Origin of the sequence: Photorhabdus sp. RM71S, from assembly GCF_042879355.1 — a bacterium.
In the GTDB taxonomy this organism is placed as follows: Bacteria; Pseudomonadota; Gammaproteobacteria; order Enterobacterales; family Enterobacteriaceae; genus Photorhabdus; species Photorhabdus kayaii.
This window is the reverse complement of the sequence record NZ_JBHFKV010000016.1, coordinates 17,883-33,570: the sequence shown is the minus strand read 5'-3', so window position 1 is coordinate 33,570 and position 15,688 is coordinate 17,883. Positions and strand designations below refer to the sequence as shown.

4 protein-coding genes are annotated in these 15,688 nt (G+C 47.6%); all 4 read left to right on the top strand.

All coding sequences use genetic code 11. The features are described from left to right. The first annotated feature begins 843 nt into the window (after positions 1-843). The 4 genes from ACGF5R_RS10725 to ACGF5R_RS10710 all read left to right on the top strand — a co-directional run bounded on the left by ACGF5R_RS10725 (position 844) and on the right by ACGF5R_RS10710 (position 15,372). On the top strand, positions 844-990 hold the full coding sequence (locus ACGF5R_RS10725; protein ID WP_158537749.1) for a hypothetical protein: 147 nt from the start codon (positions 844-846) through the stop codon (positions 988-990). A gap of 119 nt (positions 991-1,109) precedes the next feature. Next, positions 1,110-13,496 (top strand): amino acid adenylation domain-containing protein, encoded by a 12,387-nt coding sequence (locus ACGF5R_RS10720; protein ID WP_387690819.1) that lies wholly within the window; start codon positions 1,110-1,112, stop codon positions 13,494-13,496. 684 nt (positions 13,497-14,180) lie between these two features. Further along, complete coding sequence (locus tag ACGF5R_RS10715; RefSeq protein WP_262980817.1) at positions 14,181-14,399, top strand: hypothetical protein; 219 nt, start codon at positions 14,181-14,183, stop codon at positions 14,397-14,399. Further along, positions 14,389-15,372, top strand: a complete 984-nt coding sequence (locus ACGF5R_RS10710; protein WP_112876323.1) for a T6SS immunity protein Tli4 family protein — start codon at positions 14,389-14,391, stop codon at positions 15,370-15,372. Before ACGF5R_RS10715 ends, ACGF5R_RS10710 begins: the two co-directional genes overlap by 11 nt. Positions 15,373-15,688 lie beyond the last annotated feature (316 nt).

Sequence of the window (15,688 nt, the reverse complement as noted above, 5' to 3'; positions counted from 1 at the left end):
AATTCTTTTAACCAATCGGTTCCCTCTCAAATTGGCGATAGATATTGTAATAAACATTATCAATACCCGGGATCTGGATGTGTTGGCAATATTTTTAGAAATAAATTTGATATTAATGGTGATATTAAATTTGCGGACAAAATGATTTTAGGGGAAACCATATCGGGATGAACTTATTTAACTATTCATTGGAATTCCTAATCGAACATTTTTTTATTATATGATAAGTAAAATACATTTGAATAAGTAATTAATTGTGTTATTTTTTTATTTTAAAATAATCTATTTTTAATTTAAAATTATTTACTAATGATATTAAATGTGATTAATGCATACGTTGTTCGTATTATTTCATTATGACAAAACAATATATGTGGAAGTTAGTTTTAGTTTGAAATTGTTTCATATCGGTGTTAAATGTAATTAACGTTTACATTAGTTGTATAATTTGATTATTATAAAATAATATGTAATCAGACCAGTTGATAATTTTTATGTGTATAAATATACATTAATCAGTTTAACCAATTGATAAATAATGTTTTTTATGGTGAAATCTGTTTCCTATTGGAATGGATAGGTCCATTTTTCAAAGAGTTATCAAAGTAAATTCGGTGTTAATTGGGGAACAGGAGGTTTAGTTTGTTTTGCTAATTACTTAATTATTTGTGAAATAATTTACATATGATATTAATTCAAAATAGACAAAATACAGCAGGGATTTAGCATTTATGCCAGTAAATATATTCAATAAATCCATTTTTATTTAGTTGTGAAATTCAGTGTAGGCCAATAAAAAATTGCACAAAATCAAAGGCGATTATTAAAAAGACAGGAACAAAAATGGAATATCTTTTGCCGGTTCACTTGGTGAATCGTTTATTCCGTTATCAGGAAAATAATTGTCGAAGAATTGATAATTATGCGGCTATTAACCGGGATATTACCTCCGGCGTCCAAGAGAATGTGCTGTCTGAGGATTTTAATTGATGCCTGGTGTGTGCCCGTTTTTATTTCTTGGAGGGAAGAAATAAGGGCAAAACATTTGTGATGACTGTTGAGAATGACAGTTTTCAAATAACTAACAGATTCGTTGAGGTAGTAAGTAGATGAAAGATAGCATAGCTAAAAAGGAAATTATCTTTGACGCTGGATTAGTGCAAGTACCGTCAGACAAGGTTGGTGATGACATCTCTGTTCAGAAACTTAATTTGTTGTCAGAGGCTGAACGTACACTGCTGTTGGAAACTTGGAATACCACTGAAACCGTCTATCCTGACCAGTTAGGTATCCATCAGTTGTTTGAACGACAAGTGGAGAAAACCCCGACAGCGACGGCGCTAATCGCAAATGATAAGACCCTAAGTTATACGGAGTTGAATACTCGCGCTAACCGACTGACTCATCAACTGATTAAACAAGGGGTTTGCCCGAATGACCATGTGGCAATCCTGTTAGAGCGATCCATCGAATTAGTTGTGGCTCAATTGGCTATTCTCAAAGCGGGGGCGGTTTATGTCCCTATCGATCCCGGTGTACCGGACGAAAGAAAAAATTGGCTGCTAAACGATTGCTTAGCCAAATTGTTGCTCACCAGCGCACAAACGGATATCCCGGCAGATCTGGATGTTCCGCTAATTCGTCTCTCTGATGAGACAGAGGTGAGCAAAGCGGAAGAGGGCTTTAATCCTGACTTACTTTATTCTGGTACTGCGCCAGCATATATCATGTACACCTCCGGCTCGACTGGCACCCCAAAAGGGGTGATCGTGCCTCACCGCGCTGTGGTCCGACTCGTTATTAATAATGGCTATGTTGAAATTGAACCCAATGATCGGGTTGCTTTCGCGGCTAACCCGGCTTTCGATGCCAGTACTTTTGAAGTGTGGGCACCTTTACTCAATGGCGGGGCATTGGTGGTTATCGACCACACCACTTTGTTGACGCCGCCGGAATTTGTACAGGCATTAGACCGTTATCAAATTAATATTTTATGGTTAAGCGTCGGCCTGTTTAACCGGCTGGCGGCGGAGTTGTCCCCAGTTTTGCCTCAGTTGAAAAACCTGATTATCGGCGGCGATATTCTTGACTCCCATGTGATTTCCCAGGTTTTACGCAAGAACCCGCCTCAGCAGTTATTGAATGCCTATGGGCCGACCGAGGGCACCACCTTTACCACCACATACCGGATTGAAACGTTATCCCCAGGAACAACCAACATTCCTATTGGTCGACCCATTGCCAATACGCGGGTTTACTTACTTGATGAGCAGGGCCAGCCCGTGCCATTGGGGAAAACGGGCGAGATTTATGTTGGCGGCGACGGGGTGGCCTGTGGTTATCTGAATCGCCCTGAATTGACCGCTGAACGCTTTTTGGTTGATCCATTTAGTGATGCACCGGATGCGCGGATGTACCGGACCGGCGATTTAGCTCGCTACCTGCCGGATGGCAATCTGGAATTTTTGGGCCGCAACGATCAGCAGGTGAAAATCCGCGGGTTCCGAATTGAACCGGGAGAAATTGAAGCCCGATTGGTGGAGTATTCTGCAGTACGTGAAGCGGTGGTATTGGCGTTAGGTGAGGGGCAGGACAAGCAGTTAGTTGCTTATGTGTTGGCAGAGTCGGATAACGAATTGCCTACCCACTTGCGTGAACACCTAAGTGCGCGGTTGCCTGATTATATGGTGCCGGTGGCCTTTGTGCGGTTGGATGAATTCCCGTTAACTCCTAATGGCAAACTGGATCGTCGGGCGTTACCGGCACCGGGGGAAGACGCCTTTGCTCGTCAGGTTTACGCCGCACCGCAAGGGGAGCGGGAAATTGCATTGGCTACTATCTGGCGTGAGTTACTGGGTATTGAGCAGATAAGTCGGTATGACAGCTTCTTTGCCTTGGGCGGCCATTCACTGCTTGGCGTGCGCATGATTGAACAGCTACGCCATTTAGGGTTGACATTGGCTGCCCGCGACCTGTTTCAATTGCCAATACTGGCGGAGTTGGCCCAAACATTGGGGCAGCATCAGATTGTGACAGTGCCGCTAAATGTCATTACCCCGGCGACCATTGAATTGACGCCAGCGATGTTGCCGTTAATTAATTTGACTCAGTCTGATATTGATTACATCGTCGAGCAGGTACCGGGTGGAGTGGTCAATATTCAGGATATTTATGCGCTGTCACCGTTGCAGGACGGTATCTTGTTTCACCATCTACTGGCGAAAGAAGGTGATCCTTACTTGCTGGCCTATCCAATGATCTTTGCTGACCGTGGTTTGCTAGACCGCTATTTATTTGCGGTACAACAGGTGGTTGACCGTCATGATATTTTGCGTACCGCTTTTATCTGGCAAGGGTTATCCGTTCCGGCGCAGGTGGTTTGGCGTCAGGCCCCATTGTCAGTAACTGAACTGACGCTGAACCCGGCTGACGGGCCGGTCAGTGACCAATTGGCGCAACGTTTTGATCCACGGCAATACCGTCTCGATCTAAGTCAGGCACCGTTGTTACGCTTTGTGATAGCACAGGAAGCAGATGGCCGCTGGTATGTATTGCAATTACAGCATCACCTGATTGGCGACCATACCACGCTGGAAGTCATGAACCGTGAAGTTCGGGCCTATCTTGACGGACAGGGCGATAACTTACCGGCACCGGTCCCTTTCCGCAATCTAGTAGCTCAGGCCCGGCAGGAAGTTGACCAGACAGAACATCACCGATTCTTTACCGACATGTTGGCGAAGGTGGATGAACCGACGTTACCGTTTGGGTTGACTGAGGTGCATCGTGATGGTTCTCAGGTCATACAGGCGCACCGGATGCTGTCTCCTACGCTGAATGACCGACTGCGTACGCAAGCGAGACGTCTGGGTGTCAGTCTGGCAACTTTGTGTCATCTGGCTTGGGCACAGGTGTTGTCGCGGACCAGCGGACAAGAGAAAGTGGTGTTCGGCACTGTGCTGTTTGGACGTATGGCGGCGGGGGAAGGGGCTGACAGCGGCATGGGGCTATTTATTAATGCCTTACCACTACGGCTGGATATCGATGATACCCCGGTACAGGATAGCGTCAGGGTGGCACATGCCCGATTGGCTGGACTGCTGGATTATGAACATGCTTCACTGGCGCTAGCTCAGCGTTGCAGTGGGGTACAGGGAGGAACGCCGCTTTTTAGTGCTCTACTGAACTACCGGCATAATGAGCAACCGATGGTCCCGCATGAGATGGTGCCAGGTATTGAATTTCTCGGCGAACAGGAGCGGACCAACTACCCGTTTGTGCTGTCGGTGGAGGATGGCGGCGCCACACTGGGGCTGACAGCTCAGGTAGTACAACCATTTGATTCAGAACGAGTATGCGGTTATATGCAACAGGCGCTGGAAAGCTTGGCGGATGCCCTTGAACTGGCGCCGGAAACACCGGTACGGGCTTTAAACGTTTTGCCCGCATCGGAACGCACATTATTATTGGAAACTTGGAATGCGACTGAAACCCCCTATCCAGAACAACTCTGTATCCATCAATTGATTGAACAACAGGCGGAGAAAACCCCGACAGTGACGGCACTCATATCGGGAGATAAGAGCCTCAATTATGCGGAATTGAATGCTCGTGCTAACCGACTGGCTCATCAACTGATTAAACAGGGAATTGGCCCGAATGATCATGTGGCAATCCTGTTAGAGCGATCTATCGAATTGGTGGTGGCTCAATTGGCTATTCTTAAGGCGAGTGCAGTTTATGTCCCTATCGATACCAGCGTGCCGGACGAGAGAAGAAATGGGTTGATAAACGATTGTTTAGCCAAATTGTTGCTCACCGGCGCACAGGCGAATATCCCAGATAATCTGGCTGTCCCGCTAATTCGTCTCTCTGATGAGACAGATGTGAGTAAGGAGGAGGAGAGCTTTAATCTTGGCTTACTTTGTTCCAGTACCGCGCCAGCGTATATTATGTACACCTCTGGCTCGACGGGTGCCTCTAAAGGGGTGATCGTGCCTCACCGTGCTGTGGTCCGACTCGTTATTAATAATGGCTACGTTGAAATTGAACCCAATGATCGGGTTGCTTTCGCGGCTAACCCGGCTTTCGATGCCAGCACCTTTGAAGTTTGGGCCCCTTTGCTCAATGGTGCGGCACTGGTGGTTATCGACCACACGACTTTGTTGACGCCACCGGAATTTGTACAGGCATTAGACCGTTATCAAATTAATATCTTATGGTTAAGCGTCGGCCTGTTTAACCGGCTGGCGGCGGGGTTGTCTCCAGTTTTGCCGCAGATGAAAAATCTTATTGTCGGCGGTGATGTGCTTGATCCCTATGTGATTGCCCAAGTTTTACGTAAGAATCCTCCTCAACGATTATTGAATGCCTATGGTCCGACCGAGGGCACCACCTTTACCACCACATACCGGATTGAAGCCTTGCCCACGGGAACAACCAGTATTCCCATTGGTCGACCAATTGCTAACACGCGGGTTTACTTGCTGGATGAGCAGGGTCAGCCAGTGTCATTGGGAAGGGTGGGCGAGATTTATGTTGGAGGCGACGGGGTGGCCTGCGGTTATCTCAATCGCCCTGAATTGACCGCTGAACGCTTTCTAATTGATCCATTTAGTGATGCGCCGGGTGCGCGGATGTACCGAACCGGGGATTTGGCCCGCTACCTGCCGGATGGCAACCTGGAATTCCTTGGCCGCAACGATCAACAAGTTAAAATCCGGGGTTTTCGGATTGAACCGGGGGAAATTGAAGCCTGTTTGGTGAAGTATCTGACAGTACGCGAAGCGGTAGTATTGGCGTTAGGCGAAGGGCAAGACAAGCAGTTAGTCGCTTATGTGCTGGCAGAGCCGGATAACGAATTGCCTACTCACTTGCGTGAACACTTAAGTGCGCGGTTGCCTGATTATATGGTGCCCGCGGCTTTTGTGCGTCTGGATGAATTCCCGCTAACGCCAAACGGTAAATTGGATCATCGGGCATTACCGGTGCCGGGGGAAGATGCCTTTGCCCGCCAAATTTATGTTGCGCCACAGGGAGAAATGGAAATTGCAGTGGCGGCTATCTGGCGCGAGCTACTGGGTATTAAGCAGGTAAGTCGACATGACAACTTCTTTGCGTTGGGCGGACATTCATTGTTAGCGGTACGGATGATGAATCGGATAGCCGCTTTCGGTGTCGAATTGCCGTTGGCCGCTTTGTTTACATCTCCGTCACTGTCTGCGTTTGCCGGAAAGATCTGCGCACAACATAATGCGGGCAGTGATACATTGTCTGAGATTAAGCCAATATCTCGAGATAGTGTCTTGCCCTTATCGTTTGGTCAACAGCGTCTGTGGTTTCTGGCGCAATTTGACGGTGTCAGTGAAACCTATCATATTCCGACAGCCCTGCGTTTACGTGGTCGGCTTAACTTCTCTGCTTGGCAGCAGGCACTGAATCATTTGTTTACCCGTCATGAGGCGTTACGTTCTGTCTTTATTACCGTGGGTGGTCAGCTTCAAGTTGAACTATTGCCGGCGGAATTTGGTCTACCGGTGAAAAAATATGATTTGCGTAAAGCTCCAGAGGTGGATGAGCAACTTAAGCTTCTGTGTGCACAGGAAGCCGAAACGCCGTTTGATCTTGCCCGTGGTCCCTTAATCCGTTGCGCCGTGATCCAACTGGCTGAAGAAGATTATCTCTTCCTGTTGACCCAACATCATATTGTCTCTGACGGGTGGTCTTTAAGGGTACTTAAATCGGAACTGGAGATTCTTTATACCGCTTGTCTGAATCAACAACCTGATCCATTGCCGCCTTTGACCATTCAATATCCTGATTATGCGGCATGGCAGCAGCAGGTGTTTTCCGGCGAAGAAATACAGGCACAGAGTGATTACTGGCGTCGTACGTTGGCGGATGCGCCGGTGTTACTTGAGTTGCCGACAGATCGGCCACGCCCTCCCCTGCAATCATTTCTCGGCGGTCGGGTAGCCGTGCACATTGATGCCGATCTGGTACAAGCTCTAAAACATCTGGGACAACAGCACGGCGCCACCCTGTTTATGACTTTGATGACGGCTTGGGCTGCGTTGCTATCACGCTTATCTAGGCAGGATGATGTGGTAATTGGTATACCGAGCGCCAACCGCAACCGGCGGGAAATTGAGCCGCTGATGGGTTTCTTTGTCAACACACTGGCGTTGCGTATCGATTTATCCGGCCTGCCGGATGTGAACACATTGTTGCGACGCGTACGGCAGACGACGCTGGAAGCGCAGGAACATCAGGACCTACCTTTTGAGCAGGTGGTGGAAATTGTTCAACCGCCGCGCAGACCGGAACATACTCCACTATTCCAGGTAATGTTTGCTTGGCAGGAGAGTGAAACAACGGAGTGGAAATTACCAGGATTGGCGGTAACGTCCTTCGATCAGGGATACGATATAGCGAAATTCGATCTGCAACTGGAATTAACGGAGAAGGCGGGCAAGATTGTTGGGGAATTCCGTTATTCTTCTGCCTTGTTCGACCATGAAACCATCGAAAGACAGGCGGGTTATTTGCAGGCTATATTGCGGGCAATGGTGGAGCAGCCTCAACAACCTGTTACGGCTATCGATATTTTGTCATCCGCTGAACGGGAGTTATTGCTGGAGAATTGGAATAAGACCGAAGAACCATATCCTACTCAGGTATGTATTCATCAGTTGTTTGAGCAACAGGTGGAGAAAACTCCGGAGTTGACGGCACTGATAGAGGGAGATAAAAGCCTGAGCTATAAAGAGCTGAATATCCGCGCCAACCAGCTAGCTCGTCAGCTAATCGAACAAGGGGTTTACCCCGGTGATCATGTTGTGCTTCTGTTAGCGCGCTCGATAGAACTAGTAGTGGCCCAATTGGCGATTCTTAAAGCCGGTGCTGTTTATGTGCCGATTGATCCTAGTGTGCCGGATGAGCGGAAAAACTGGCTGATAAGTGATTGTTCCGCCAGATTGCTGTTGACCAATATACAGACTGATATTCCGGATAATCTGGCTGTTCCGCTGCTTCGTCTCTCGGGTGAATTAGGCACTGATGGAGAGGAGGGGGGCTCCAACCTTGATTTACCGTGTTCCAGCGCTGAGTTAGCGTATATCATGTACACTTCTGGTTCTACCGGGATACCTAAAGGAGTCTTGGTGCCGCATCGTGCGGTAGTCCGGCTAGTTATCAATAATGGATATACTGAAATTGGGTCGGATGATCGGGTGGCCTTTGCTGCTAATCCGGCTTTTGATGCCAGCACATTTGAAGTTTGGGCACCGTTACTCAATGGTGGCGCGTTAGTGGTTGTCGATCACGCTACTTTGCTGACGCCGCTAGAGTTTGTACAAGTTCTACAGATTCAACGAATAACTATTCTGTGGTTGAGTGTCGGATTGTTTAACCAACTAGCGGCGGAGCTGTCTCCGGTTTTGCCGCAGATAAAGCTCCTGATTGTTGGCGGAGATGCCCTTGATCCTCATGTCATCGACAAGGTTCTGCGCACAAGCCCACCACGGCAGTTATTAAATGGCTATGGGCCAAGTGAAGGTACCACCTTTACGACAACATACCATATCAATGCAGTAGTACCGGGAATGACCAGTATCCCGATTGGCCGACCAGTAGCCAACTCGCGAGTTTATCTGTTGGATGGGTACGGTCAGCCGGTGCCGTTGGGAGTGACCGGAGAGATTTATGTGGGGGGAGATGGGGTAGCCTGTGGTTATCTTAATCGGCCTGAATTGACCGCTGAACGTTTCCTTATCGATCCGTTCAGTAATAACCCAGATGCCCGCCTGTACCGTACCGGGGATTTGGCGCGTTATCTGCCGGACGGCAATCTGGAATACCTAGGTCGCAATGATCAGCAGGTTAAAATCCGCGGTTTCCGAATTGAACTGGGTGAAATTGAAGCTCGGTTGGCAGAATACCCAACGGTGCATGAGGTGGCGGTGTTGGCTCTAGGGGAGCAGGATAAACGGCTGGTTGCCTATGTGGTAGCGGAAGAGAATGGTGGGTTGGTGGATAGCCTGCATGCCCATTTGAGAGCTGTTTTGCCTGATTATATGGTGCCAGCGGCCTTTGTGCGTTTGGATGCATTTCCATTGACCCCGAATGGTAAATTGGATCGCCGAGCATTGCCGACGCCGGACAATGAAGCTTTTGTCCACCAAGTTTATGTCGCGCCTCAGGAAGAAACAGAAATAGCACTGGCGGCGATTTGGTGTGAATTACTGGAGATTGAGCAGGTTAGTCGGCATGACAGTTTTTTTGCCCTAGGCGGTCATTCGTTGCTCGCGATACGGATGATTGAACGCTTGCGTCACTTGGGATTGACATTGATGGCGAGTGATCTGTTCCAATCGCCAGTGCTATCAGATTTGGCCCAAACGCTGGGACGACATTTCGCTGTGATAGTGCCACCTAACGTCATCACCCCGACAACCACGGTGCTGACGCCGATGATGTTACCGCTGATTGATTTGATTCAGGCGGATATTGACTGCATCGTCGAGCAGGTGCCAGGAGGGGTAACCAATATCCAGGATATCTATGCCCTGTCGCCGTTACAGGATGGGATCTTGTTCCACCATTTACTGGCAGACGAAGGCGATCCTTATCTGTTGGCTGGTCAAATGGCCTTTGCTGATCGGAAGCTGTTAGATCGTTATCTGGCGGCGGTTCAGCAGGTGATTAATCGTCATGACATTCTGCGGACTGCCTTTATCTGGCAAGGATTATCCGTGCCGGCACAGGTTGTCTGCCGTCAGGTGCGGTTGTCGGTGACGGAATTGACATTAGATCCGGCTGATGGGCCGATCAGCGACCAATTAGCGCAACGTTTTAACCCACGTCAATATCGCCTCGATTTGGGGCAGGCGCCGCTATTGCGCTTTGTGGTAGCACAGGAGGGTGATGGCCGCTGGATTGTGTTGCAACTAATGCATCATTTGATTGGCGACCATACCGCACTGGATGTGATGAGTCACGAAGTTCAGGCATACCTTGACGGGCAGGAAAGCCGTTTGCCCGCTCCGGCGCCATTCCGCAATCTGGTGGCGCAGTCCCGGTTAGGGATGAGTCAGGCAGAACATACGCGTTTCTTTACTGAGATGTTGGCTGAGATCGATGAACCAACATTACCGTTTGGATTGGCGGAGGTTCGCCATGATGGTTCGCGGATGACCGAATCGCACCGAATGTTGACGCCTGAGCTAAATGACCGTTTACGTGGTCAGGCGCGGCGATTGGGTGTCAGTCTGGCGGCGCTGTGTCATCTGGCTTGGGCGCAGGTATTGTCGCGTACCAGCGGACAGAAGCGAGTGGTCTTTGGCACCGTCTTGTTTGGGCGCATGTCGGCGGGGGAAGGCGCTGAAAATGGAATGGGGCTGTTTATCAATACTTTGCCGCTACGGTTGGATATGGATGATACCCCTGTGCGAGACAGCGTACAGGTAGCACATAACCGGCTTGCAGGATTATTGAAACATGAATATGCCTCACTGGCATTGGCTCAACGTTGTAGCAGTGTACAGGGAGGAACGCCGCTGTTTAGTACCTTACTGAACTATCGGCACAATGCAGCTTCGGCAACGTCGAATGAAATCATGAGTGGCGTCGAATTCCTTGGTGCACAGGAGCGGACCAACTATCCGTTTGCGTTGTCAGTGGAAGATTTTGGCGATGCCTTGGGGCTGACCGCGCAAATCGTCCAGCCGTTTGGCGCCGAGCAGTTGTGCGGTTATATGCAACAGGCGCTGGAAAGTCTGGCGGAAGCACTGGAACACGCCCCGGAAACCCCGACGCGGCAGTTGGAAGTTTTACCGGCAATAGAAAGGAAACTGCTACTGCAAATCGGCAATGGCCCGCAAACGGCCTATTCCGACCCGCAGTGTATTCATTACCTGTTTGAACAGCAAGCAGCGAAAAATCCTGCGGCTACGGCACTGGCCTATGAAGAGCAGACGCTCAGTTATGCCGAACTGAATACGCGAGCTAACCGACTAGCTCATCAATTAATTGAGCTCGGCGTGGAACCTGATCACCGGGTGGCGATTTGTGTCACGCGTTCACCGTTAAGAGTGGTCGCGTTGCTGGCGGTACTGAAAGCGGGTGGCGCTTATATTCCTTTAGATCCCGCTTATCCGGGCGAGCGGCTGGCTTATATGCTTAACGATGCAGCGCCGTCAGTGGTGTTGGCGGATAAAGTTGGCCGGGTTGTGCTAGACGAGCAGGCGCTTGCCGCGTTAACGGTGCTTGATCCCGCCATTCAGCCTGATCAGCCGGACAACAACCCGTTAGTACCAACGTTGACCTCACGGCATTTGGCGTATGTGATTTACACCTCGGGTTCTACCGGCATGCCGAAAGGGGTGATGGTTGAGCATCGTGGGTTGGTCAATTTGATTGTGGAGAAAATCACCCAATTTGACATTTGCGTAGATAGCCGGGTGTTGCAATTTGTCTCATTTGGTTTCGATGCCAGTGTTTGGGAAATCATGGTAGCGTTGTGTGGTGGCGCTACCTTGGACATCCCAGTTGATGCGGTTCGTCAGGACCCACTGCGCCTTTGGCGTTATCTGGAAGAACGGGGAGTAACCCACGCCTGTTTGGCTCCGGCTCTGCTACGGGATGGCGCTGATTTGCCGGCGATAACGATAAAACCCACCTTAATATTGGGTGGAGAAGCGCCCAGTGTCGCGTTATTTCAGGCATTGCGGGATCGGGCAACGCTGTTTAATGCTTATGGCCCGACAGAAATCACCGTGTGTGCCACGACCTGGCGTTGTCCATTTGGTGATATGGGTTCCATCATTCCTATTGGGCGCCCGACAGCGAATACACGTATTTATCTCTCGGATAATCTCGGCCAGCCCGTGCCGTTTGGGGCCGTGGGAGAATTGTACATTGGCGGCGCTGGTGTTGCGCGTGGCTATCTCAACCGCCCTGATTTGACGGCTGAACGTTTTCTTACCGATCCATTCAGTGATGAACCGGATGCTCGCATGTACCGAACTGGGGATTTGGCTCGTTATCTGCCGGATGGCAATCTGGTGTTCGTTGGTCGTAATGATCAACAGATTAAAATCCGTGGTTTCCGCATTGAACCGGGTGAAATCGAAGCACGGCTGATGGAGTACCCTGATGTGCATGAGGCGATTGTATTGGCGCTGGGCGATGGTCAGGATAAACGTCTGGTGGCTTATGTGGCGGCGCCAGCGGATAACGGATTGGCAAACCAATTACATCGTCATTTAAGAGCTTTGTTGCCTGATTATATGGTGCCGGCAGCCTTCGTGCGTCTGGACGCCTTTCCGTTGACCCCGAATGGTAAGCTGGATCACCGGGCGTTGCCGGTGCCCGATCAATACGCCTTTGCTCGTCAGATCTATGAAGCGCCGCAAGGGGAAACGGAGATCGCTCTGGCGGCTATCTGGCGTGAATTACTGGGGGTTGAGCGGATTGGCCGGCATGACAATTTCTTCACCTTGGGTGGACACTCGCTGCTCGCCATGCGGATGATCAATCTGGCCGCGGAACGGGGATTAATTTGCTCGTTGAATAATCTGTTCCAATTTCCGGTGCTAGCGGAGCTAGTGGCGGAGATCACCTCGGATTCACGATCTCAGTGGCAAAGCCGCGCCATCCCGGTGCGGCCGGATGGCACCGAGCCGCCGCTATTCTTCGCACCGTGCGGCATGGATGACTATTCCTATGTTTTCGGGCTGGCTCGGCATATTCAGGCGGATTACCCGATTTATGCGCTACCTTGGCCGTCTATCAATGAGGAGCTGGCGTCAACCATTGAAGCGTTGGCGGACAGAATGATCACCTTTATGAAGGTCGTGCGACCGGAAGGTCCGTATCGAATATACGGCTACTCTTCCGGCGGTATATTGGCTTATGCTATTGCCCAGCAATTGCTGCATGCTGGAGAGACAGTTGATTTCTTGGGGCTAATTGATACACCGGTTCCTCACTGTTTCAAGACACGAGCCGATCAACCTAAAATTCAGTTCCTTGCGGAATTGACAAGGCAGTCAGTGGATAAGCATCCTCAAGAGATTGCCGTATTGCATCAGAAAATGGACGAACTGAATTTAGTGCAACTTATTGCAGTTGCGCAGGAACTGAGATTATACCCATCAAATCTGCATCCTGACTTGATTGCCAAACGTTGGGTACATATGGGAAATTATGTCCAAATGGTCAAGGATTATCAGCCGAAGGTCCTTGCGATAACACTGCATCAGTTCTATGCGATGGAGCCTTATCCTCAGATCCCGTTTATCACGGATATTGCGTCACAGATGTTAACGATGGAACCGTCGTTAGGTTGGGAACAGATAGTTCCCGACTCTTCGCTACAGTTAACCTCGGTTCCGGGGGATCATTTTAGCCTGATGGAAGATAGTGAAAATAAAATTATTTTGGCTAAGACCTTAAGCAGGGCGTTGGCAATGAATTGTGAGGCGGAGGCGCTGTAATGCCAGTGATATTGTGGGATGAAAGGCTGTACTTAAATAAAAATAGTTAAAAATCAATTTGTCCGGTTAACGGTTTTTATAATAGCCGGACAATCTTGCTGAATATAGGCACCGAATGTTAATCACTTCGGTGCTTTATTTTTTTATCAAGTCCGACACCTGACGCTAGAGGAGAAATCCTATTTCTCAGCATTGTCTACGCGTGTAAACAATTCTTACACCCTTAAGTATGATAACCACCCATGGAGGTAAATGAGGAAATAGCGTAATCGTTAACTGTCTTTGTTAACAGAATAGCTGTCAGGATAAATATCACTACAGATATTCCGATTAAAACATTTGGCTATATGGGTGAGAGCCATGATTATGCTTTTCTCAGTGAAGAGGGCATGTTGCTATGGGGTTATCTTGATGTCAATAAATGTCATGTTATTGTCATGAAGTTTAAATATTTTGTTCAACATGCTGTTATATCGGTGGTGACAATGGGGGACATTAAAAAATCGTATTTTTTTGAAAAAAAGAGTTGATCTTTATAAGCACCCGTTAAGAAGATAGAAAAAATCAGAAATCGCTCATCCTGTTTATGCATGATGTTATGCAGCGGCTTTTGCGGTAGGTGCTCCTTTGAAAGTAGCTAGTTCCAGTTTACCGAAGGATTTACGTACTGATATAGGGAGAATAATGGAAGTAAGTTTACAACGTGAATTCATTATCGCCGCTGAACTAGTCAATCGCTACGCCAACGGCATGCTGCTCAGTACGCCGTTTTTTCATGAAGCTCTCAACCGTGATGCGAAAAAAGATAGGCACTTATATTCTGTGGCAGTGATATTTCTCTGCCCATTATTATCCCGTTTTAACCTAAAAAGGAAAAGAGAAGGAAAAGAGAATGAAAACTGAGATATTAGCCAATATGCAGACTCGTTGTATCGGGCGTTATCTGATTGATATTCCCTTGGCATTTGAAAACATCATCAACAATGAGATATTTATTGATGATGCAAAAATAGAAACCAAGCGTATGCATCTATCCGCATTTGAACAGCGCATAGAGATAAGAGAGCAAAAATTAAGGACGACTAAAACTGCCGATCCGAAAGATCTGCCCTTTTTAAAGAAAGTTTATCATCTCCAGGGAAAATTATATGGTGTGATTTTTGATAGAAATAATAGTGTCAGTGAACCCGGCTTTTCCAGAATATTAGAAGCCCATTTATATGATAATGAGGTTGCTTTTATTATAGAAATGAAATTTATGGAGATATCAGATGATAAATATAGTTATTCAAGAAACCTTTATATAAAATCTGGATTGAATGAAAGCCAATATAAAATGTTTTCTCAAACTCTGGACAAAATGCAAAGGCTAATTGCCAGAATCAGTGGCAGAAAGGATAGTGATATTCCGATAGAGGTAGGAATCTGTATCCCTGATGGCTTTGTTGCCGACTATAATAATGAAAAAGAAAATATAAAGTTTGTCTATCAAGGAAATCAGGATGATAATTTCACATTCAGTCTTGAAATTATTAATGACTTTAAAGGGGAAGGCACTTTACTTGAACGTATTAGTGCGATTGAAAGGGATTGGTTTATTAACTATGGCAAGGTAATAAGAAAGAGGGAAAGAGAAATAAATGGGATTCATGGGGAAGAGTTATTAGCAGTAGGTATGCAATCTCTTGATAATAATCCGCGTTATCAATTTGATTTTATTGCAAATGATATGGTATTGGATGATAAAAAAATCTGTGTTGTTATTATGTTAATGAATTACCAGTTACCTGCAACGCCATATACCGAAGATGAATTGATCGCGTTTTGGGATGCAATAACGAAAACCTTTCGTAGAGGACCGGATGCTTTCGAATAGCGATGAAGTGAGAGGGATAGTGTTTTAAATAATTCACTAATGGGAGGCTTGATTTATATCGCTAATGGCTTTATTAGATTATATGTTGTTTTTAAGTCCGGTAATATTGGTTGTTGATATACTTATCATTTGTCGGATAGGTTACCCGCAAATGCACATGCTCACCATCCCTCTCAACCCTTTCACATTCTCCCTTGTTTGTAAATTTCTGGTGCTATTATCTCGATGTCGAAGTAAATAAATTTTTAAATAAGAAAAAGAGAGAAAAATTATTTTAATTCGTTTTGCCATAATAGCGTTAATAATGCTGTTTCAG

Coding starts and splice junctions, on each gene's coding strand:
- ACGF5R_RS10725 (WP_158537749.1), top strand. CDS start 844: ATGGAATATCTTTTGCCGGTTCACTTGGTGAATCGTTTATTCCGTTAT.
- ACGF5R_RS10720 (WP_387690819.1), top strand. CDS start 1,110: ATGAAAGATAGCATAGCTAAAAAGGAAATTATCTTTGACGCTGGATTA.
- ACGF5R_RS10715 (WP_262980817.1), top strand. CDS start 14,181: ATGGAAGTAAGTTTACAACGTGAATTCATTATCGCCGCTGAACTAGTC.
- ACGF5R_RS10710 (WP_112876323.1), top strand. CDS start 14,389: ATGAAAACTGAGATATTAGCCAATATGCAGACTCGTTGTATCGGGCGT.